The sequence below is a fragment of the Flavobacterium gillisiae genome, from assembly GCF_900107635.1.
Taxonomy (GTDB): domain Bacteria; phylum Bacteroidota; class Bacteroidia; order Flavobacteriales; family Flavobacteriaceae; genus Flavobacterium; species Flavobacterium gillisiae.
The window spans coordinates 152,797-173,278 of record NZ_FNRD01000009.1 but is presented as its reverse complement, the minus strand read 5'-3'; the positions used below and the strand labels follow the sequence as shown (position 1 = coordinate 173,278).

The window sequence follows — 20,482 nt, the reverse complement described above, 5'->3', positions numbered from 1 at the left end:
ATGGTTTTCCTAATTGTACGATTACATTCAGCTATTTATGCTTTACTTTTCTTTGTTTTATTCAAAATTCCTTACTTTCGCACATCGATTAAAGAAAAGGATAAAATGAGCACAAAATTTACTGAATACAAAGGACTTGACTTACCAACTGTAGCATCAGAAGTACTAGATTTTTGGAAAAAAGAAAACATCTTTGAGAAAAGTGTAACCACGCGTGAAGGGAATCCCCCTTACGTATTTTTTGAAGGTCCGCCTTCGGCAAATGGATTACCGGGAATTCACCATGTAATGGCACGTGCTATAAAAGATATTTTTTGCAGGTATAAAACACAAAAAGGATTCCAAGTTAAGCGTAAAGCGGGTTGGGATACTCACGGATTACCTGTGGAATTAGGTACCGAGAAAGAATTAGGTATTACAAAAGAAGATATAGGAAAGTCTATTTCCATCGAAGAATATAACGAGGCTTGTAAAAAAACCGTCATGCGTTATACGGATGTTTGGAATGACTTGACCGAAAAAATGGGGTACTGGGTAGATATGGAAGATCCATATGTGACTTATAAACCTAAATACATGGAAACGGTTTGGTGGTTGCTTAAGCAAATCTATAATAAAGATTTGATGTACAAAGGCTACACCATTCAACCATATTCTCCAAAAGCAGGAACAGGATTGAGTTCGCATGAGGTGAATCAGCCAGGAAGTTATAGAGATGTAACTGATACAACGGTTGTAGCGCAATTCAAAGTTTTGGAATCGTCAAGAGAACTATTATGTTCGAAGTTTTATGATTACATCAGTTCAAAAAATCTACAACATTATAAATTATCAGTTTTAGATCTTGATGAGGTTTATTTCTTGGCTTGGACAACAACGCCTTGGACTTTACCATCGAATACCGCTTTGACTGTAGGTCCAAAAATTGAGTACGTTTTAGTAAAAACCTTCAATCAATATACTTTTTCATTAACGAATGTTGTTTTGGCTAAGAATTTAGTTGGAAAACAGTTCGGGAAAGGATTTTATGAAAGTAAAGACCTTGCTGATTTTGAAAATTTCAAAGAAGGAGATAAAAAAATTCCATACCAGATTCTTGCAGAATGTAAAGGGGCTGATTTAGTTGGAATTCGTTACGAGCAATTATTGCCATTCGCATTACCTTATCAAAACCCAGAAAATGCTTTTAGAGTAATTTCAGGAGATTTTGTTACCATCGAGGACGGAACAGGAATTGTACATACGGCACCAACATTTGGAGCAGATGATGCAAAAGTTGCCAAAGAAGCGACACCTGAAGTTCCGCCATTATTGGTTTTGGATGAAAGTGGTACTCCGGTTCCATTAGTAGATTTACAAGGAAAATTCACTTCACATATGGGTGAATATGCTGGTAAATATGTGAAAAACGAATATTATGAAGATGGTGAAGCGCCAGATCGTTCTATTGATGTAGAACTTGCAATTCGTTTAAAAGAAGAAAACAAAGCATTTAAAGTAGAGAAATATGTCCACAGTTATCCGCATTGTTGGAGAACGGACAAGCCCATTTTATACTATCCGCTTGACTCTTGGTTTATAAAAATTACTGAGGTAAGAGACAGAATGTTTGACTTGAACGAAACGATTAACTGGAAGCCAAAATCGACAGGAGAAGGACGTTTTGGAAACTGGATAAAAAATGCCAATGACTGGAATTTATCTCGTTCAAGGTTCTGGGGAATCCCATTGCCAATCTGGAGAACAGAAGACAAACAAGAAGAAATTCTAATAGGTTCAGTAGAGGAATTATACAACGAAATAGAAAAATCAATTCAGGCCGGATTCCAAAAAGAGAACCCTTTCAAAGGATTCGAAATTGGAAATATGGATGAAGAAAACTATGATTTAATTGATTTACATAAAAATGTAGTCGATGAAATTACCTTAGTTTCTGCTTCAGGAAAACCAATGACGCGTGAAGCTGATTTGATTGACGTTTGGTTTGATAGTGGATCAATGCCTTATGCACAATGGCATTATCCTTTTGAAAATAAAGATAAAATTGACGAGAATAAAGATTTTCCGGCTGATTTCATTGCTGAAGGTGTGGATCAAACCCGTGGATGGTTTTATACTTTACACGCGATTGCGACTTTGGTTTTTGATAAAGTAGCCTATAAAAATGTAGTTTCAAATGGATTAGTCTTAGACAAAAACGGACAAAAAATGTCTAAACGTTTAGGGAATGCAGCAGATCCTTTTGAAACATTAGCTGAATACGGTCCGGATGCCACAAGATGGTATATGATATCGAATGCAAATCCTTGGGACAATTTGAAATTTGACCTTGAAGGAATTGCTGAGGTTCGCAGAAAGTTCTTTGGAACCTTGTACAATACGTATTCGTTCTTTAGTTTGTATGCTAACATCGACGGATTTAAATATGAGGAAGCTGAAATTCCATTAAATGAACGACCTGAAATCGATCAATGGATTATTTCAGAATTGAATACATTGATAAAAGATGTAGATAGTTTCTATGCCGATTATGAGCCTACAAAAGCAGCTCGTGCGATTTCTGATTTCGTACAGGAAAATTTAAGTAACTGGTACGTTCGTTTGTGCAGAAGACGTTTTTGGAAAGGGGAGTATGCACAGGATAAAATTGCAGCTTACCAAACATTATATACCTGTTTATTGACGATTAGTAAATTAGGAGCGCCTATTGCGCCCTTCTTTATGGACAAGCTTTACAGAGACTTAACTTTAGCAACACAGTCAGAAAAATTTGACAGTGTACATTTGGCAGAGTTTCCAAAACACGTTGAAAACTTTGTTAATAAATTGTTAGAGAGTAAAATGCAGAAGGCACAGACTATCTCGTCATTAGTTTTGTCACTCCGTAAAAAGGAAATGATTAAAGTGCGTCAACCTTTACAAAAGGTAATGATTCCGGTACTTGACGAGAAGCAAAGGCTTGAAATTGAAGCGGTTTCTGACCTTATAAAAGCGGAGGTAAATGTTAAAGAAATCTTATTTTTAGATGATGCCTCTGGAGTTTTAGTGAAGCAAATTAAGCCAAATTTCAAGACACTAGGGCCTCGTTTTGGAAAAGACATGGGGTTGATTTCCAAAGAGATACAGGGTTTTTCTGCTGAAAAAATCAATCAATTGGAGAGCAATGGAACCTTAGAGCTTGTTATTGCTGGAAAAAGCATAACTTTAACAATAGAAGATGTGGAAATTTCGTCCCAAGATATTGAAGGATGGTTGGTTGCTAACTCCAATGGAATAACGGTTGCGCTTGACATTGTTATTTCTCCGGAATTGAAAAAAGAAGGAATTGCAAGAGAGTTAGTGAACAGAATTCAAAACATCAGAAAGGATTCGGGATTTGAAGTGACGGATAAAATAAAAGTGCATTTGCAAAAGAATGACATTTTAGAAGAGGCGGTAAAACCGAATGTGGACTATATTAAATCAGAAACACTAACAGAAGAATTGGTTTTTGAAGATAGTATCAGTGATGGAATTGAAATAGAATTTGACGACGTAAAAACGAAAATATTAATTACAAATAATTAGATTATGGTAGAGGCACCAACAAGATACTCTGACGCTGATTTGGCAGAGTTCAAAGAGATAATTCTAAATAAAATTCACAAAGCACAGTTTGATTTAGATTTGATTAAGAGTGCTTACATGAATGATTTGAATAATGGAACTGATGATACATCACCTACATTCAAAGCATTCGAGGAAGGAAGCGAATCTATGTCTAAAGAAGCAAACTCACAGTTAGCGATCCGTCAGGAGAAGTTTATCCGTGATTTAAAAAATGCATTATTCCGTGTAGAGAATAAAACATACGGTGTATGTAGAGTTACAGGTAAGCTAATTAGCAAAGATCGATTAAAAATTGTTCCTCATGCAACCATGAGTATAGAAGCTAAAAACTTGCAACGATAAGAAATTTAAAATTTCAATAGTAAAATTCCAAATTCCAATAATAACTTATAAAATTATTGGGATTTGGAATTTATTTTTTAGAATTTAACTACTTTTGCGCCACTTAAAATTTATAAAATGTCATTACGAAAAGCGTATCTACTTATCTTCATTATATTAATTGTTGATCAAGTTTCTAAAATATATGTCAAAACTAGTTTTGTATTAGGAGAAGAAGTAGAAGTTTTTAGATGGTTCAAGATTCTATTCATCGAAAATGAAGGAATGGCATGGGGTACTGAAATTCCAGGAACCTACGGTAAATTAATTCTAACACTATTTAGACTAGTTGCTGTTGGTGGAATTGGGTATTGGTTGTGGGACTCAGTTGAGAAGAAACACAGTTCAAATTATTTGATAGTAGCGATTGCTTTAATACTTGCAGGTGCTTTCGGGAACATAATTGACTCTGTTTTTTACGGTGTAATTTTTGACGACAGTCACTCTCAATTGGCCACTCTATTTTCAGATCAACCATATGGCACTTATTTTCATGGTAAAGTAGTGGATATGTTTTATTTTCCGTTTTGGCATGGAACTCTGCCTAGCTGGTTGCCTCTTTGGGGTGGTAAAGATTTTACTTTTTTCAATGCCATCTTCAATATAGCTGACATGGCCATTTCTACAGGTGTAGGGATATTAATATTTTTCAATAAAAAAGCTTTTCATAAGAGTTAGACTTAAAAACTCAGATAAAAAAAAGACCAATTCATATCTGAGTTGGTCTTTTTTTATTATTTATTATGCCCAGGAGCATAATATTTTGCGCTTTTACTACCATTAATTTTTTTGGCTTGCCCTGGAGGGATTCTTTTTGCTTTATAATTTGACTTGTTTGTTGTAGTTCTGAAGCTACAACTTGACAATGATATAGTAAACAGAATAACCATAACGGTCATAACAAATTTTGAAGTTTTAGTAACTTTCATAATTTAAAATATTTTTTAGGCTGCGAAATTAGGTTTTATTATTTGAAATTATAGCTATTTTTTGGAGTGATACAATAATCCATCCGGATGTCGTCATCATGAGTGTCTTTAATCGACTCTTCAGCTTCAAAAAACGAAAGCCCAATCTTTATGGTTTCTGGGGTGCATTCCCCTAAAAAGCGGTCATAAAAACCTTTGCCATAGCCCACACGATGGCCTTGTTTGTCGTAAGCCAATAACGGTATAAAAACAACCTCAATTTTATTTGAAGGAACTTCGATTCCGTCAACGGGTTCTGGGATGTTATACTCGTTTTTCTTGATTTTGGTATTGTCAGTCAAAAGGAAATGAGTCATCTTTCGAGTTTCAAAATCGGCTTTTGAAATGAGAATTTCTTTGTCTTTTCCAGAAAGCAAGTGTAGGATTAATTCTGTATCTACTTCTTTTTGCTCTGTAATGGGTAGAAAAATATGAAAATATGTCTTGTCCCAAATAGGCATTGCAAGCAACTGATTGGCAATAGCCATACTCATGGTTTCTACATCGTTTTCAGAAAGTTGGCTTCTTAAGGCTTTATACTTCGAGCGTAATTCCTTTTTTTGCATGGATGGTCTCTTTTAAATCTGCTATAAAAGTACTCAAATGATCTACTTCAACATGATCCATAATCACAATTTTATACCATTCATTATCACCGCCATGCTTTTGAGGAACTAAATCGTATTTCTCTTCCAATGTTTTTGTGATGAATTGGGCAGGAATAGTCACGATATTCATAAACGGCTCTCTAAAATAAGAAACCTGTAATTCATCTAGTTTTTCACACAGCCATTCGGTTCTCATTTGTAAAACTCTAATTTTTTCGCACCATCCAAAATGACCATAGGTAAATAAAATCATCCAAACCGCTACGGCATTGGCTCCAGATCTACTTCCGCAAAGGGTTAGATCCATTCCTTCGACATATTCGGCTTCTTTGGTCAGTACATTCTCAATTAATCCTTTTTTGCAAATAAAAACTCCTGTGCCATAAGGTGCCTGAAGCATTTTATGCGCATCAATAGTAATGGAGCTGATTTTTGGATTGTCAAAATTGATGACGCTGTCTTTGTTGCTGAATGGATATACGAAACCGCCATAAGCAGCATCAATATGCAGTTTGTATTTTAACTTATGTTTTTCTAGGATTTGGGTATAGTCGTCTGGGTTGTCAACTGCGCCAAACATCGTGGTTCCCATATTTGAAACTACAATAAAATATTTTTTTCCTCTTTCTTTCGCATTGATAATGCTAGTTTCCAATGCAAAAACATCGATAAGACGTGTGTCAAAATCGACTGGAATGTTTAGCCAGTCTAGCATTAATAAGTTAGCCGCTTTAGGAATGGAATAATGCGTGTCTTCTGAGGCGATAATGGCAATTTCAGAAAGTTTTGCATTTTGTTTGTACATGAAATAATTGCGATAAATCCAGATGGCTTGAATGTTTGCTTCTGTTCCTCCTGGAGCAATATATCCGTCAAAAGAATCGGGTTGCGCTTTGAAAATGTCTACAGCAAGAACATTTAAGACTTCCCGTTCCATTTCTTGGGTTCCTTTGAATGCTTTCTCTGAAGTGCCAAGTGTATGACAGCCGATATGATTTGGGTTAGCTACGTAAGTCTGTAATGTAGGGGCGTCTTTCAGGAAAGGAGCATCGCTATAGAATACTTTTCCGTCTAATTTAGATGCTGGATATCCTAACGAAGTATCCTTTGCGAAATTTACATTTTCATTTAACGCTTTTTGAATGCGTTCTTGTCTTTCTATTTGTGATAATTTTTTCCAGAATTGCATGCTTGTAATTTTTATTCAAAACTACTGAGGCAACATGAATAAAAATATGATAATTGTTAGGTTTTCAAAGTCTTGCTAATATGGTAGACGGCATCACCTTGATAAACAATAGGAGAAAGGTTTGCATTGATGATATAGCCATCGTTAGGTGCGTTCACTTTTCGTTCAAACTCTCCAAAAGGATCTGTAATGATAGCGAGAAGAGTGCCTTTTTGCACATAACGTCCTATACACCCATTATCGTGTAACATACCCGAACATTGTGCTCGTATCCAAGCCGATTTTTCAATATAAATGGTTTCAGATTCTGGTTCCTCAACGCTGATTTTTGGATCTAACATATCAAGATGTCTTAAGATCCGTTTTACGCCTTGCACTCCTGCATCTGAAACAGACTCGTCAATGTCAAGGGATTTTCCGCCTTCAAAAAGCAACATTTGTACATTCAATTTATGACTTGAATTTCTGAAAGAACCTGCAATGTTTTTAGAATATAAAGTAAACGGAGCGTTAAATACATCGGCCAAAGTTTTTAATTCCGGATTGTTCGGAGCGAGCCGAATTTGAGGAGCATTGAATCTGCTAGCGCCTCCTGCATGAAAATCAACTGCGTAATCAACTAAGGGCATAATTTCAGTAAGCATATGGTATGCGAAACGGCTGGCAAGAGAACCACTTTTGCTTCCTGGAAAAACGCGATTCAAGTCTCTGCCATCAGGAAATTTTCTGCTTTTGTTAAGAAAACCAAACATGTTAATTATGGGGATACAAATGATGGTTCCTTTTTTTGGTCTGTTAATTTTCTTAGTGATCAGTTGGCGTACAATCTCAACTCCATTGATTTCGTCACCATGAATTCCCGCTGAGAAAAGGACCACCGGACCATCGATTTTAGAACGTCTAACTATTATTGGAATTTTTAGTTCTGCGGTGTTATGTAGTTTAGCAATTTCCATATCAATTGTTTTGCTTTCGCCTGGCAAAATGGATTCTCCTAAAATTACTATGGGTTTGATGTTTTTCATGATGTTTTAAAAAACCAAAATTAGAGATTATTATTTGTAATTCGTAAGTTTGGACTTAAATAGATAAATAACTCCAAAGTAATAAGAATGGATATGCATCTCGCTGAATCAAGATGTATCTTTGTGAAATAACATTATAATGCAAAACCCAACTCTAGCGCTTCAAATACAAACCTTGCCTGATGGTCCCGGCGTATATCAATATTATGATAAGGACGGAAAAATCTTGTATGTAGGGAAATCCAAGAATTTAAAAAAAAGAGTTTCTTCCTATTTCAATAAAATTCACGATACTGCCAAAACGAATGTTTTGGTAAAAAAGATTGTGACCATAAAGCATATTGTGGTGCCTACAGAAACGGATGCGCTATTGTTAGAAAACAATCTTATAAAGACGTTGCAACCACGATATAATGTTTTGTTACGTGATGACAAAAGCTATCCTTGGTTATGCATAAAAAAAGAACCTTTTGCTCGAATTTTTGCCACAAGGAGAATGGTAAAGGATGGTTCGGAATATTTTGGTCCTTACACTAGTTTTAAAACGGTAAATACAATCTTAGAGCTAATAAAAGAGCTTTATCCACTGAGAACCTGTAATTATGATTTAAGTAAATCGAATATAGAAAGTGGGAAGTTTAAGGTTTGTCTCGAATATCATATTGGCAATTGTAAAGGGCCTTGCGAAGGGTATGAATCTTTAGAGAATTATCAAAAGCAGGTGGATGCCATTCGAGAAATACTGAAAGGAAATTTCAAAGAAAGCATGAAAGACTTCAAAAGAGTCATGATTGAATTAGCCCAGGATATGCATTTTGAAGAAGCGCAAAAGATAAAGGAAAAGATCGAAGTGCTTGAGAATTATCAATCGCGCTCTACTATCGTAAATCCAAAGATTACGAATATTGACGTGTTCTCGATTGTTTCTGACGAAAGTGCTGCTTATGTGAATTTCTTACAAATTTCACACGGCTCGATTATTCGATCTCATACCATGGAAATCAAGAAGAAGTTGGAGGAAACGGATGCTGAACTATTAGAATTGGCAATAATAGAACTCAGGGAGCGTTTTCAATTATTATCTCGAGAAGTTATTGTTCCGTTTCCAGTTGATTTGGGTGAGAATTTAAAAGTAACGGTCCCGCAATTAGGGGATAAAAAACAAATTCTGGATCTTTCTGTTCGAAATGCGAAGTTTTATAGAATTGAACAGTTGAAACAATTGCAAATTGTAGATCCTGATAGGCATACTAATAGAATTATGGCGCAAATGAAAAAAGATCTGCGATTGTCATTTGAACCAAGGCATATTGAATGTTTTGATAATTCTAATATTCAAGGGACAAATCCAGTTGCTGCCTGTGTCGTTTTTAAAGATGGTAAAGCTAGTAAGAAAGATTATCGTCATTTTAATATAAAAACGGTTGAAGGGCCGGATGATTTTGCGTCAATGACCGAAGTAGTGTATCGACGTTATAAAAGGCTATTAGATGAAGATCAGCCTTTACCACAGTTGATAATTATTGATGGAGGAAAAGGACAGCTATCAGCGGCACTAAAAAGTATAGATGATTTAGGATTGCGAGGAAAAATAGCAATAATTGGTATAGCCAAGAGGCTCGAAGAGCTATTTTATCCTGGGGATTCAGTTCCTTTATATTTAGATAAAAAATCAGAAACTTTGAAAGTGATTCAGCAATTGCGAAATGAAGCGCATCGATTTGGGATTACGCATCATAGAGATCAAAGGAGTAAAGCAGCGCTAAATTCTTCCATCGAATCGATTCCTGGGATTGGTGAAAAAACCATGTTAGCGTTAATTCAACATTTTAAAAGTGTTAAAAGATTAAAATTAGCAACCGAAAAGGAAATTTCTGACGTTATAGGTGCTTCAAAAGCCAAAAAAATTGTCGACTTTTACAAGATGGTAACTGAATGATTTTAAGTGAAATATTAGTTATGCAAACAAGAACGCCATTAAAAACCACATGCTTTTTATGAAAAAACAGCACCTTTTACTTTTTCTTTTCTTGAGTTGTTTGACCTTGTTTTCACAAGAGCAGAACAGACCAAAAGTAGGCTTGGTTTTAAGCGGTGGTGGTGCCAAAGGTTTTGCGCATATAGGGGTTTTAAAAGTGCTTGAGGAAGCAGGTTTGAAAATCGATTATATTGGAGGAACAAGCATGGGGTCAGTTGTTGGGGGACTTTATGCCTCAGGATATACCGCTTCACAGATTGATTCGATATTTCAAGCTACAAATTTTGATGAGTTGATAAATGATTTTATTCCAAGGTCTTCCAAAAACTTTTATGAAAAAAAGAATGACGAATTGTATGCGCTGGTGCTGCCATTCAATAATTTTAAAATTGGAATACCGGAAGCACTTTCAAAAGGAATGTATAATTTTAATTTATTAAGTAGAATCACGAGGCATGTAAGACATGTAAGGGATTTTAATAAATTGCCGATTCCTTTTTTATGTATTGCTACTGATATAGAAACAGGCAAAGAAGTTGTGTTAAATAAAGGGAGTCTGGCGCAGGCCATGATTGCCAGTTCCGCATTTCCGTCCTTATTTTCTCCAGTAGAAATAGATGGTAAGCTATTGGTAGACGGAGGAGTCACTAATAATTATCCTATCGATGAAGTAAGAAAACTTGGTGCAGATATAATCATTGGTGTAGACGTACAAGATGATTTAAGAGATCGAAACTCGCTCAAAGACGCTACTAAAATTTTGGTACAAATTACAAATCTTCATTCGATAGAAAAGATGAAGGAAAGCATCTCAAAAACGGATATTTACATCAAACCGGATATTAAAGATTACGGGGTCATCTCATTTGATAAAGGAAAAGAAATTATTATAAAAGGGGAGGAAGCCACATTTGCAGTGTATGAAAAAATAGAAGCATTAGTTGGAGAATCAAATAAACATCAAAAATCCAAATTAGAAGTCCCAACAGATAGTTTGCAAATTGTAGATATAAATTGTGACGAGTTAGATAATTATACTAAAGATTATGTGATTGGTAAATTACGATTTAAACCGGGTACTAAAATTACGTATAAGCAGTTAGAGGCAGGGATGAATAATATTAATGCGACAGAAAATTTCAGAGCTATTAATTATACGCTGGAACCAAACCATCAGGATGATGACTTAAACCTTACTCTGAAAGAGAATAAAACGAAATCGTATTTAAAATTTGGCTTGCATTATGACGGCTTGTTCAAGAGTGCTGTCTTAGTGAACTTAACACGTAAAAAAACATTGTTTAAAAATGATGTTGCATCGTTGGATATTGCACTTGGAGATAACTTCCGCTATAATTTTGGATATTATATTGAAAACGGCTACAATCTAAGTTTTGGATTCAAGTCCTATTTTAATCAATTTAATAAAAATATAACCAGAGAAATAAGCACTTTAGATTTTGAAACATTGGGTGTGAATTCAATTAATGTCGATTTTTCGGATGTGACAAATCAGGTTTATTTCCAATCTTTATTTGTTCAAAAATTTCTTATTGGAGGAGGATTAGAGTATAAGTTCCTTAAAATTAATTCAGGAACATTGGCTAATAGTAATCCTATAATTGATAAGAGTAATTATTTGAGCCTTTTTGGGTATCTGAATTATGATTCATTTGACAATAAGTTTTTTCCTAAAAAAGGATGGTATTTTTCTGGAGACATACAATCTTTTTTAGTTTCATCTGATTATACAGATACTTTTAACCAGTTTTCGATTGCTAAAACTGATTTTGGATTTGCAACAACAATTTTAAAAAACACCACTCTTAAAGTTCAAACTGAAGCTGGGTTTTCTTTTGGAAATGACAGTGTTACTTTTTTTAATTTTGTTTTGGGAGGTTATGGCTACAATCAAATCAATAATTTCAGGCATTTTTATGGTTATGATTTTTTAAGTATAGCTGCCAATAGTTATATTAAGTCGACAGCAACTATTGATTATGAGTTCTATAAAAAAAATCATTTGAATTTTGCTGCAAATTTCGCAAACTTGGGAGACAGAATGTTTGAGTCCGTTGGCTGGGTGTCACTTCCTAAATATTCGGGTTATGCAGTAGGTTATGGTTTAGAAACTATTATCGGCCCAATAGAAATTAAACACACCTGGTCTCCAGAAACCAAAAAAGGATATACGTGGTTTAGTATTGGATTTTTATTTTAAATTTAATCCATATCAATAAAAATTCCGATATTTGTTATAATGAAAACAAAATGGCTAGGTTTATTAGATTATCTTCAATTCCTCATCAAGAGAAATCCTGAGTAAGAGGTCAATTAGATAATGAGGTCAATTAGGGAATGTTTATAAATTGTCTAGTTGGATTTTATTAATTGAGAAAATGGTCTTAATGTGTCATTATCTAAATCTGTACTATCGTTTTAGTTAGAAAAGGGGTTTGTTTATCTCGTTTTCTAATTTTCTAATCTTCTAATTTTAATTTATCATGCCATTATATCATAAATTGGGGACTTTCCCTCAAAAAAGACACACACAATTTGAAAAACCTGATGGAGGTTTTTATTACGAACAACTTTTTGGAACAGAGGGTTTCCATGGAAATTCTGCATTGCTGTACCACGTCCACCGACCTACACAGGTAAAAGAAATTATTAAATCGTATTCTGTCGAGCCTAAAATCGCTATTGGTAAAAACATTAAATCTTTATTGTTAAAAGGATTTGATCTAAAAGCCGAAGATGATTTTCTGGACAGTCGCAAAGCACTACTTGTTAATAAAGATTGTACAATTGGGTTAGCAGCACCAAAGAAATCATTACGCGAGTATTTTTATAAAAATGCCGATGCCGATGAAATGATTTTCATTCACAAAGGAAAAGGAAAATTACGCACCATGATGGGAAATATTCCGTTTGAGTACGGAGATTATCTTATTATTCCTAGAGGGATTATCTATCAAATTGATTTTGAAACCGAAGACAACAGATTGTTGTATGTCGAATCTTTCGCGCCTATTTATACGCCTAAGCGCTATAAAAACGAATCGGGGCAACATTTAGAGCATTCTCCATTTTGTGAGCGCGATTTTATTTTGCCAAACGAATTGGAAACTCACGATGAAAAAGGAGACTTCCTTATCAAAATCAAAAAAGAAGGAACAATGCATGAGGTAATTTATGCAACGCACCCTTTTGACGTAGTGGGTTGGGATGGCTACAATTTTCCGTACGGATTCAGCATTCATAATTTCGAACCTATAACAGGACGCGTTCATCAACCGCCACCGGTACACCAGACATTTGAAACATCCACTTTTGTGATCTGTTCATTTGTACCAAGGTTGTACGATTATCATCCAAAAGCAATTCCTGCTCCTTACAATCACAGCAATGTCGATAGTGATGAGGTATTGTATTATGTTGACGGTGATTTTATGAGTAGAAATAATATCGAACAAGGTCATATTACATTGCATCCAAAAGGTATTCCTCACGGCCCGGCACCTGGAGCTATGGAAAGAAGCATTGGTCACACAGCTACAGAAGAGTTAGCGGTTATGGTTGATACTTTTAGAACCCTTATGGTGACAGAAGAAGCAATGGGAATCGATGATGGTGAATATTACAAATCGTGGGTTGAGTAGGTCATTGCGAGGAGTTGCGAGGAACGAAGCAAAGCAATCACACTTGCTAGATTTTAAATTTAATTAGAAGCAATTTCCTGCTGTGCGCTATATCTTGATATTTTTAAAGAAAAAATATAAAGGATGTCGCTTCCATCAGGGCTAGGCTTTAGAATAATCAACAACATTTTCGGTAATGATAAAAAACCGAATCATAAAACATAAACAAAATGGCAAAAGAAGTAAAATCAGTAGAATACGGACTAGAAAAAATATTTGAAGGAGCACAAGATTTCCTTCCTTTATTAGGAACCGATTACGTAGAGTTCTATGTAGGAAATGCAAAACAATCAGCACATTATTATAAAACAGCTTTCGGTTATCAATCTTTGGCGTATGCCGGATTAGAAACTGGTGTGAGAGACCGAACCTCTTATGTGTTGAAACAAGATAAGATACGAATCGTTCTTACTACGCCCTTAACGCAAGACTCTCCTATACATGAACATTTAAGAAAGCATGGAGACGGAGTAAAAGTAGCGGCTCTTTGGGTAGAAGATGCGACTAGTGCTTACGAAGAAACAATGAAGCGTGGTGCGCGTTCTTTTATGGAGCCTACCGTAGAGAAAGATGAGCATGGTGAAGTAGTACGTTCTGGGATTTATACCTACGGAGAAACCGTTCATATTTTTGTGGAACGTAAAAATTACAAAGGTGTTTTCTTGCCAGGATATAAAGAATGGAAATCAGATTACAATCCAGAGCCAACCGGATTAAAATACATTGATCACATGGTAGGAAATGTAGGTTGGAATGAAATGAATACTTGGGTTAAGTTCTACGAAGACGTGATGGGATTTGTTAATTTCCTTTCTTTTGATGACAAACAAATCAATACAGAGTATTCAGCTTTGATGAGTAAGGTAATGTCAAATGGAAATGGTAGAATTAAATTTCCAATCAACGAACCTGCAGAAGGGAAGAAGAAATCACAAATCGAGGAATACCTTGATTTTTACGGCGGACCTGGAATACAACATATAGCAATTGCTACTGACGATATCATTAAAACGGTAAGTCAGTTAAAGGCTAGAGGGGTAGAATTTTTGTCTGCTCCACCTCATACTTATTATCAAGCGATTCCGGAACGATTGGGAGATCATATGAAAATGATGAAAGAGGATTTAAACGAAATAGAAAAACTCGCTATTATGGTCGATGCGGATGAAGAAGGATATTTATTGCAAATTTTCACAAAACCAGTGCAAGACAGACCGACTTTATTTTTTGAAATTATTCAAAGAATGGGAGCCAAAGGCTTTGGGGCAGGTAATTTCAAGGCGTTGTTTGAGTCTATAGAGAGAGAGCAAGCATTGCGAGGAACGCTATAAAAAGCTGTTTTTTTTACATTATGTGAAAAAATAACCATCAAACAAGAAGTGATTTTGTGAATGATATGTTAAACTTTATTTTTTGATAAAAAATGTAGTTTTGTTACGTACCTTTGCACTCGCAAAATGGAAGGGGTGGTTTCCTTCCGTATTGATATAAATTTCATAATTTATAGTTTTTTGGTTAGTTAATAGCATAAAAACTCAGTCATTATTTGACTGAGTTTTTTTGTTTTGATATATTTGGAACAAAATTTGCAACTGCAGTCAATAAAACAGACAAAGTACGTTATGAAAAAATTTATACTATTCTTATTATTGATATTAACCGTAAGTTTCGATTCTCCTAAAGAAGATGCTTACGATGTGGGTGAATGGTTTAAATTCCGAATCCATTATGGTTTTGTAAATGCAGGATATGCAACGCTCGAAGTCAAGGACGCAGTGATAAACAATAAGAAAACCTTCCATGTTATTGGTAAAGGATTTACGACAGGGATGTCCCGCTTTTTTTTCAAAGTGGATGATTTGTACGAAAGCTATATCGATAAGGAATCCGGTAATCCACTTCAGTATGTAAGGAAGATTAATGAAGGAGGATATATTAAAAGTCAAGAAGGATTTTTTAATCAATCAGCTAATACTGTTTTGGTAAAAGATTATAAAAACAGAAATGAAAAAACTTTTGTCACACCAAAAAACACACAAGACATCTTGTCAGCATTCTATTATTTAAGGAATTACCCCAATATTGATAAAATTAATCCAGGTGAGTCTATTGCCATTAACATGTTTATTGATGATGAAACGACAAAATTAAAGTTAAAATTTGTAGGTCGTGAAGATATTACAACTAAATTTGGCGTTGTATCATCCATGATCTTTAAACCTTTGGTTCAATCAGGTCGTGTTTTTAAAGAGCAGGAGAGTCTAACAGTCTGGATTTCAGACGATGATAATAGATTGCCTATTCGAATAAAAGCGGACTTAGCGGTGGGTTCGATTAAAGCGGACTTGGATGCATTTAAAGGACTAAACAATCCATTTAAAATAAAAAGATAATGAATATTAGTGAGAATGCAGAAGCTATTTTAAGCGAAATTGATCAAAAGTATGCATCCATAAACCAAAAAACAGAAACGCACTTAGAAGGCTTACTTTGGTCCAAACCAATTACATATTGGGACTATATCCAGACCGATGCCTTATTAAATATACAAACACAAAGGACAACGCTTCCAGATGAAATGGTTTTTATCATGTATCATCAAGTGAATGAATTGATATTTAAGATGATTCTTTGGGAGATGAATCAAATATCCTATGCTCAAAACATAAAAACTGATTTTTTTGCTGAAAGATTAATGAGAATCAGTCGTTATTTTGATATGCTGACCACCTCTTTCAGTATTATGGAAAACGGGATGGAAGTGGAACAATATATGAAGTTTAGAAATACGCTGACTCCAGCAAGTGGTTTTCAAAGTGCCCAGTATCGATTAATTGAATTTTCTTCTACTGACTTGATTAATCTTATTGATCATCGTTATAGAGGTTCTATTGATAGAAATACACCTTACGAACATGCCTTTGAACATTTATATTGGCAAGCGGCGGGTAAAGACTATGCGACCGGTAAGAAGTCATACTTGTTAGAAGAATTTGAAAGAAAATATAAAAAAACATTCTTGGACCACATGGAGGAGTATAACTCCATTAATATCTGGCAAAAATTCAAACAGCTTCCAGATGATGATCAGAAGAATCCTGAGTTGATAAAAGCTATGCGTCATTTTGACCATACCGTGAATATTACTTGGGTGATGCAGCATTTAAATGTTGCCATTAAATACATTGACCAAAGCGGAAAAGGGACTGGAGAGGCGACTGGAGGAAGTGATTGGAAAAAATACATGCACCCAAAATACCAGCGAAGGATATTTTTTCCGGAGTTATGGAGCGCTGACGAATTAGCGAACTGGGGTGTAGAAATTTAAGTTGAATTAAAAAAATAAAATACGGTTTGAAGCAAGTAGTAATAATTTTTATAGTATTAACAGCAATACTATCCTGCAATAAATCTAATAATAATCAAGAACTAGAGAGTAGAGTTAAAATAGTTAAACCGATAGCAGAGGACTCTGATTTTGGGTTTAATTATTCTGAATTTAATGTCATTCACGATACTATCAAAAGAGGAGATACTTTTGGTACAATTATAAGCAAACAGAACATCGGCGACCGAAAAATGTTTGAGATTGTAAACAGTGTGAGGGATACTTTCAATGTTCGTTACATTAAACCTAACAGAGCTTACACGATGCTTAGGTCAAAAGACAAAACAAATAAGTTACAGGTTTTCGTTTATCAACCAGATGCTTTGAGTTACTACGTGTTTGATTTTAGGGATACTACTGTTGTAGCTTATAAAAAAACAAGGCCTATTACGATAAGAAGACGGACCATAGGTGGTGTTTTAAAAGGATCATTATCTGAAACGTTAGGAAATGCCGGAGTAGAGGCTGCTTTAGCTAGTAGAATAACAAAAATTTATTCATGGTCGATTGACTTTTTTAAATTAAAGAAAGGAGACCGCTTTGCTCTTACTTTTACGGAAAGATTTATAAATGATTCAATCTATGATGGAGTAGAAAATCTTGAGGCTTCTTTTTTCGAATACAAAGGCAAGATTATTTATGCCTTTCCTTATGTTCAAAACCCTGCTTCGGGAAAAGTAGGTTATTATGATGAGGATGGAAAAACGTTAAAGAATTTCTTTCTTAAAACACCTATTAAGTTCAGTAGATTGACCTCTCGATTTTCAATGAACAGATACCATCCCGTACAACACAGATGGAAAGCACATAAAGGAACTGATTATGCTGCGCCAACAGGCACGCCAATTACGACCACTGCCTCAGGAACAGTTGAAAGAACAGGATATACTGCAGGAAATGGTAATTATGTAAAGGTGAAACACAATGGTACCTATTCTACTCAATATTTACACATGTCAAAAATTTTGGTTCGACGTGGTCAACATGTAAACCAAGGAGATGTTATTGGTAGAGTTGGAAGTACAGGTTTAGCTACAGGGCCACATGTTTGTTATCGTTTCTGGAAAAACGGAAAACAGGTGGATGCTCTAAAATTAAACTTGCCGGGCGGAGAACCAATGAATAGTGCAAATAAATCTCGTTTTTTAAAGACTATTGAGCCATTGAAGTTTGAATTAGACAGCATTGGAAATTTATAATTTACGCTATTTCTTTTGATGAAAGGCAAAGAGTATTAATTTATTAGGGAGCTTAATTATTTACCGTAAATAATTAAGCTCCCTTCTTTTTTTATGGCATTAATATCTTTTTGATTTATGTAAAATTGTTATATAAATTAAAAGGGTTAATCAATTAAAACTAATTTCAGTATTTTTGCTGCAATAGAACTAATACTTGAATTAAAATAAAAATGGCCTTAAACACAATAAACCCAACGCACACGGAATCTTGGAAAAAACTGCAAAAGCACTTTGATGAAATGCAAAATGCTACTATGCAAGAGATGTTTCAAGTGGATGTTACCAGAACAGCAAAGTTTAACCTGAAATGGAATGATTTTTTAATAGATTACTCAAAGAATATAATCAACCAAGAAACTATTGACCTCTTATTGGAATTGGCAAATGAAGTAGGTTTGAAAAAGGCTATTTCAGATTATTTTGACGGAGAGATTATTAATCAAACCGAAAACAGAGCGGTACTTCATACTGCTTTAAGAGCAAAAGAATCAGCGGTTATAAACGTAAACGGTCAAAATGTTGTTCCTGAAATTTATGATGTAAAAAGAAAGATACAATCGTTTTCGAATGAAATAATAACAGGAGAACGAACGGGATATACTGGAAAGCCTTTTACTGACATTGTAAATATTGGTATTGGTGGTTCTGATTTAGGTCCGGCGATGGTTGTTGAAGCGTTACAGTTTTATAAAAATCAGCTGAATGTTCATTTTGTCTCCAATATAGATGGAGATCATGTAAATGAAATTATAAAAAAACTGAATCCGGAAACGACTCTTTTTGTGGTTGTTTCTAAAACATTTACCACACAAGAGACGTTAACAAACTCTGAAACTATCAAAGAGTGGTTTTTATCTAAGGAGTTCGGAACAAAGCAAGAGGATATAGCCAAGCATTTTGTAGCTGTCTCTACAAATATTCAAAAAGTAACCGAATTCGGAATTAATCCAGACAATGTATTCCCTATGTGGGACTGGGTAGGTGGTCGATTTTCATTGTGGAGCGCCGTTGGGTTAACCATCAGTTTGGCGGTAGGTTTTGATAATTTTGATGAATTGTTAAGTGGTGCAAATGAAATGGACGACCATTTTAAAACGGCAGATTTTGATCAAAATATGCCTGTTGTTCTTGCCTTACTAAGCATCTGGTATAATAATTTCTTTGGAGCTGAAAGCGAAGCTTTGATTCCTTATACACAATACCTTCAAAAATTAGCTCCTTATTTACAACAAGGAACAATGGAAAGTAATGGTAAAAGTGTAGGCCGAGACGGAAATCCCGTTAACTATGAGACTGGAACTATTATTTGGGGAGAACCCGGGACTAATGCACAGCATGCTTTTTTTCAATTAATTCATCAAGGAACGAAGTTGATCCCTTCTGATTTCATTGGTTTCGTGAAACCATTATATGGCGACGAAGAGCACCATGATAAATTGATGTCGAACTATTTTGCACAAACGGAAGCTTTGATGCATGGTAAAACAGCAGAAAAGGTACAGGCTGAGTTTGACAAGCAAGGTCTTGATGCTGAGAGAGCGAAGTTTTTATTGCCCTTTAAAGTTTTTGCAGGTAATAAGCCTACGAATACGATTTTAATAGAAAAACTGACTCCAAAGTCATTAGGGTCTTTGATCGCATTATACGAACATAAGATTTTTGTACAAGGAGTTATTTGGAATATATTTAGTTTCGATCAATGGGGTGTTGAGCTGGGAAAACAATTAGCCAACTCTATTCTGGATGAGCTTAATTCTAAAGAAATAAAAAATCATGACAGTTCGACTGCCTTTCTTTTGGATTATTATTTGAAAAACAAATAGAATTGAGATACTAAAGTAAAGATTCGATATTAGATCGCGTAGAATTTATTACTAGAACGATATGATGTAAAGCCCTTGTTTATTAAAAACAAGGGCTTTTTATTTCTATTGATATCGCTGCGAGGGTGTTGATTAATTATAATTCTAAAATGTCAAAAACACGAGAGCCTCAAATCAATACTGTATAAGAACTCGCGATTATATATTGGATTTGATAAAATTAATAAACTCAATTTTGGTTACGGGAGAACATCGAGTTTTAGTTTGTTATACAGTTTCTAAGAAGAATTAATTTAGGAGTTTATAACAGTGTTTGTTCTTGGTCTTTTTTTTCGAAAAAGTGATTTTTGGCTACAGTGGGATGTTTTGATTTTAATAAAAAATCAGGTCTTCGTCACTTTTCGGATATTTATACTTTTTTTGCATTTATATTGATATATTAACAGATAATCACAATAAAACTTAGTAAATAGTTTTTTTTTAAGGAAAAAATATATATTTAATAAGTTGATCCGTTTAAAATAAAGAACTTTCTTAACATTGTCTTAACTCTTTTAGTTAAAATTGTTAT

Annotated in this window: 15 protein-coding genes; 11 read left to right on the top strand and 4 right to left on the bottom strand. The window is 34.6% G+C overall.

The window, feature by feature from the left end; all coding sequences use genetic code 11:
- Positions 1 to 105: 105 nt before the first annotated feature.
- The 3 genes from ileS (at position 106) to BLV35_RS13420 (ending at position 4,668) form a co-directional block, all read left to right on the top strand.
- Complete coding sequence (gene ileS, locus BLV35_RS13430; RefSeq protein ID WP_091091352.1) at positions 106 to 3,567, top strand: isoleucine--tRNA ligase; 3,462 nt, start codon at positions 106 to 108, stop codon at positions 3,565 to 3,567.
- A 3-nt stretch (positions 3,568 to 3,570) separates the two neighbouring features.
- Positions 3,571 to 3,951, top strand: coding sequence for a TraR/DksA family transcriptional regulator (locus BLV35_RS13425; protein ID WP_091091182.1), 381 nt, complete (start codon positions 3,571 to 3,573; stop codon positions 3,949 to 3,951).
- Positions 3,952 to 4,068: 117 nt separating this feature from the next.
- Complete coding sequence (locus BLV35_RS13420) at positions 4,069 to 4,668, top strand: lipoprotein signal peptidase (RefSeq protein ID WP_091091179.1); 600 nt, start codon at positions 4,069 to 4,071, stop codon at positions 4,666 to 4,668.
- Between the two features lie 56 nt (positions 4,669 to 4,724).
- On the opposite strand, the gene BLV35_RS13415 is transcribed toward BLV35_RS13420, so the two are convergent.
- The 4 genes from BLV35_RS13415 to BLV35_RS13400 are packed head-to-tail and all read right to left on the bottom strand — an operon-like array spanning position 4,725 to position 7,780.
- Complete coding sequence (locus BLV35_RS13415; protein ID WP_091091175.1) at positions 4,725 to 4,919, bottom strand: hypothetical protein; 195 nt, start codon at positions 4,917 to 4,919, stop codon at positions 4,725 to 4,727.
- 38 nt (positions 4,920 to 4,957) lie between these two features.
- Positions 4,958 to 5,524 carry a 5-formyltetrahydrofolate cyclo-ligase gene (locus BLV35_RS13410; RefSeq protein ID WP_091091170.1) on the bottom strand — a complete coding sequence of 189 codons (567 nt, stop codon included), beginning with the start codon at positions 5,522 to 5,524 and terminating at the stop codon, positions 4,958 to 4,960.
- Entirely contained in the window at positions 5,493 to 6,755 is a 1,263-nt protein-coding gene (locus BLV35_RS13405) for a pyridoxal phosphate-dependent decarboxylase family protein (RefSeq protein WP_091091166.1), read from the bottom strand. Before BLV35_RS13405 ends, BLV35_RS13410 begins: the two co-directional genes overlap by 32 nt.
- 56 nt (positions 6,756 to 6,811) lie before the next feature.
- Positions 6,812 to 7,780: a succinylglutamate desuccinylase/aspartoacylase family protein gene (locus BLV35_RS13400; protein ID WP_091091163.1), complete on the bottom strand. Its 969-nt coding sequence runs from the start codon at positions 7,778 to 7,780 to the stop codon at positions 6,812 to 6,814.
- Positions 7,781 to 7,919: 139 nt separating this feature from the next.
- On the opposite strand from BLV35_RS13400, the gene uvrC reads away from it, so the two are divergent.
- From uvrC to pgi, 8 genes are all read left to right on the top strand, one after another.
- Positions 7,920 to 9,719: an excinuclease ABC subunit UvrC gene (gene uvrC / locus BLV35_RS13395; protein ID WP_091091160.1), complete on the top strand. Its 1,800-nt coding sequence runs from the start codon at positions 7,920 to 7,922 to the stop codon at positions 9,717 to 9,719.
- Positions 9,720 to 9,777: 58 nt separating this feature from the next.
- Positions 9,778 to 11,979 carry a patatin-like phospholipase family protein gene (locus tag BLV35_RS13390; RefSeq protein ID WP_091091348.1) on the top strand — a complete coding sequence of 734 codons (2,202 nt, stop codon included), beginning with the start codon at positions 9,778 to 9,780 and terminating at the stop codon, positions 11,977 to 11,979.
- A gap of 283 nt (positions 11,980 to 12,262) precedes the next feature.
- Positions 12,263 to 13,420 carry a homogentisate 1,2-dioxygenase gene (locus BLV35_RS13385; protein ID WP_091091157.1) on the top strand — a complete coding sequence of 386 codons (1,158 nt, stop codon included), beginning with the start codon at positions 12,263 to 12,265 and terminating at the stop codon, positions 13,418 to 13,420.
- A gap of 209 nt (positions 13,421 to 13,629) precedes the next feature.
- On the top strand, positions 13,630 to 14,790 hold the full coding sequence (hppD, locus tag BLV35_RS13380; RefSeq protein ID WP_091091154.1) for a 4-hydroxyphenylpyruvate dioxygenase: 1,161 nt from the start codon (positions 13,630 to 13,632) through the stop codon (positions 14,788 to 14,790).
- A 291-nt stretch (positions 14,791 to 15,081) separates the two neighbouring features.
- The gene (locus tag BLV35_RS13375) at positions 15,082 to 15,852 is read left to right on the top strand and encodes a DUF3108 domain-containing protein (RefSeq protein ID WP_091091150.1); all 771 of its coding nucleotides are present in this window, start codon (positions 15,082 to 15,084) and stop codon (positions 15,850 to 15,852) included.
- On the top strand, positions 15,852 to 16,787 hold the full coding sequence (locus BLV35_RS13370) for a tryptophan 2,3-dioxygenase family protein (protein ID WP_091091146.1): 936 nt from the start codon (positions 15,852 to 15,854) through the stop codon (positions 16,785 to 16,787). Before BLV35_RS13375 ends, BLV35_RS13370 begins: the two co-directional genes overlap by 1 nt.
- A gap of 26 nt (positions 16,788 to 16,813) precedes the next feature.
- Positions 16,814 to 18,046 carry a M23 family metallopeptidase gene (locus tag BLV35_RS13365; protein WP_091091143.1) on the top strand — a complete coding sequence of 411 codons (1,233 nt, stop codon included), beginning with the start codon at positions 16,814 to 16,816 and terminating at the stop codon, positions 18,044 to 18,046.
- Between the two features lie 212 nt (positions 18,047 to 18,258).
- Complete coding sequence (gene pgi, locus BLV35_RS13360) at positions 18,259 to 19,911, top strand: glucose-6-phosphate isomerase (protein ID WP_091091140.1); 1,653 nt, start codon at positions 18,259 to 18,261, stop codon at positions 19,909 to 19,911.
- Positions 19,912 to 20,482 lie beyond the last annotated feature (571 nt).

Bases quoted from the DNA above. Each gene is read 5' to 3' on its own strand.
- ileS (WP_091091352.1), top strand. From the start codon at position 106: ATGAGCACAAAATTTACTGAATACAAAGGACTTGACTTACCAACTGTA.
- BLV35_RS13425 (WP_091091182.1), top strand. From the start codon at position 3,571: ATGGTAGAGGCACCAACAAGATACTCTGACGCTGATTTGGCAGAGTTC.
- BLV35_RS13420 (WP_091091179.1), top strand. From the start codon at position 4,069: ATGTCATTACGAAAAGCGTATCTACTTATCTTCATTATATTAATTGTT.
- BLV35_RS13415 (WP_091091175.1), bottom strand. From the start codon at position 4,919: ATGAAAGTTACTAAAACTTCAAAATTTGTTATGACCGTTATGGTTATT.
- BLV35_RS13410 (WP_091091170.1), bottom strand. From the start codon at position 5,524: ATGCAAAAAAAGGAATTACGCTCGAAGTATAAAGCCTTAAGAAGCCAA.
- BLV35_RS13405 (WP_091091166.1), bottom strand. From the start codon at position 6,755: ATGCAATTCTGGAAAAAATTATCACAAATAGAAAGACAAGAACGCATT.
- BLV35_RS13400 (WP_091091163.1), bottom strand. From the start codon at position 7,780: ATGAAAAACATCAAACCCATAGTAATTTTAGGAGAATCCATTTTGCCA.
- uvrC (WP_091091160.1), top strand. From the start codon at position 7,920: ATGCAAAACCCAACTCTAGCGCTTCAAATACAAACCTTGCCTGATGGT.
- BLV35_RS13390 (WP_091091348.1), top strand. From the start codon at position 9,778: ATGAAAAAACAGCACCTTTTACTTTTTCTTTTCTTGAGTTGTTTGACC.
- BLV35_RS13385 (WP_091091157.1), top strand. From the start codon at position 12,263: ATGCCATTATATCATAAATTGGGGACTTTCCCTCAAAAAAGACACACA.
- hppD (WP_091091154.1), top strand. From the start codon at position 13,630: ATGGCAAAAGAAGTAAAATCAGTAGAATACGGACTAGAAAAAATATTT.
- BLV35_RS13375 (WP_091091150.1), top strand. From the start codon at position 15,082: ATGAAAAAATTTATACTATTCTTATTATTGATATTAACCGTAAGTTTC.
- BLV35_RS13370 (WP_091091146.1), top strand. From the start codon at position 15,852: ATGAATATTAGTGAGAATGCAGAAGCTATTTTAAGCGAAATTGATCAA.
- pgi (WP_091091140.1), top strand. From the start codon at position 18,259: ATGGCCTTAAACACAATAAACCCAACGCACACGGAATCTTGGAAAAAA.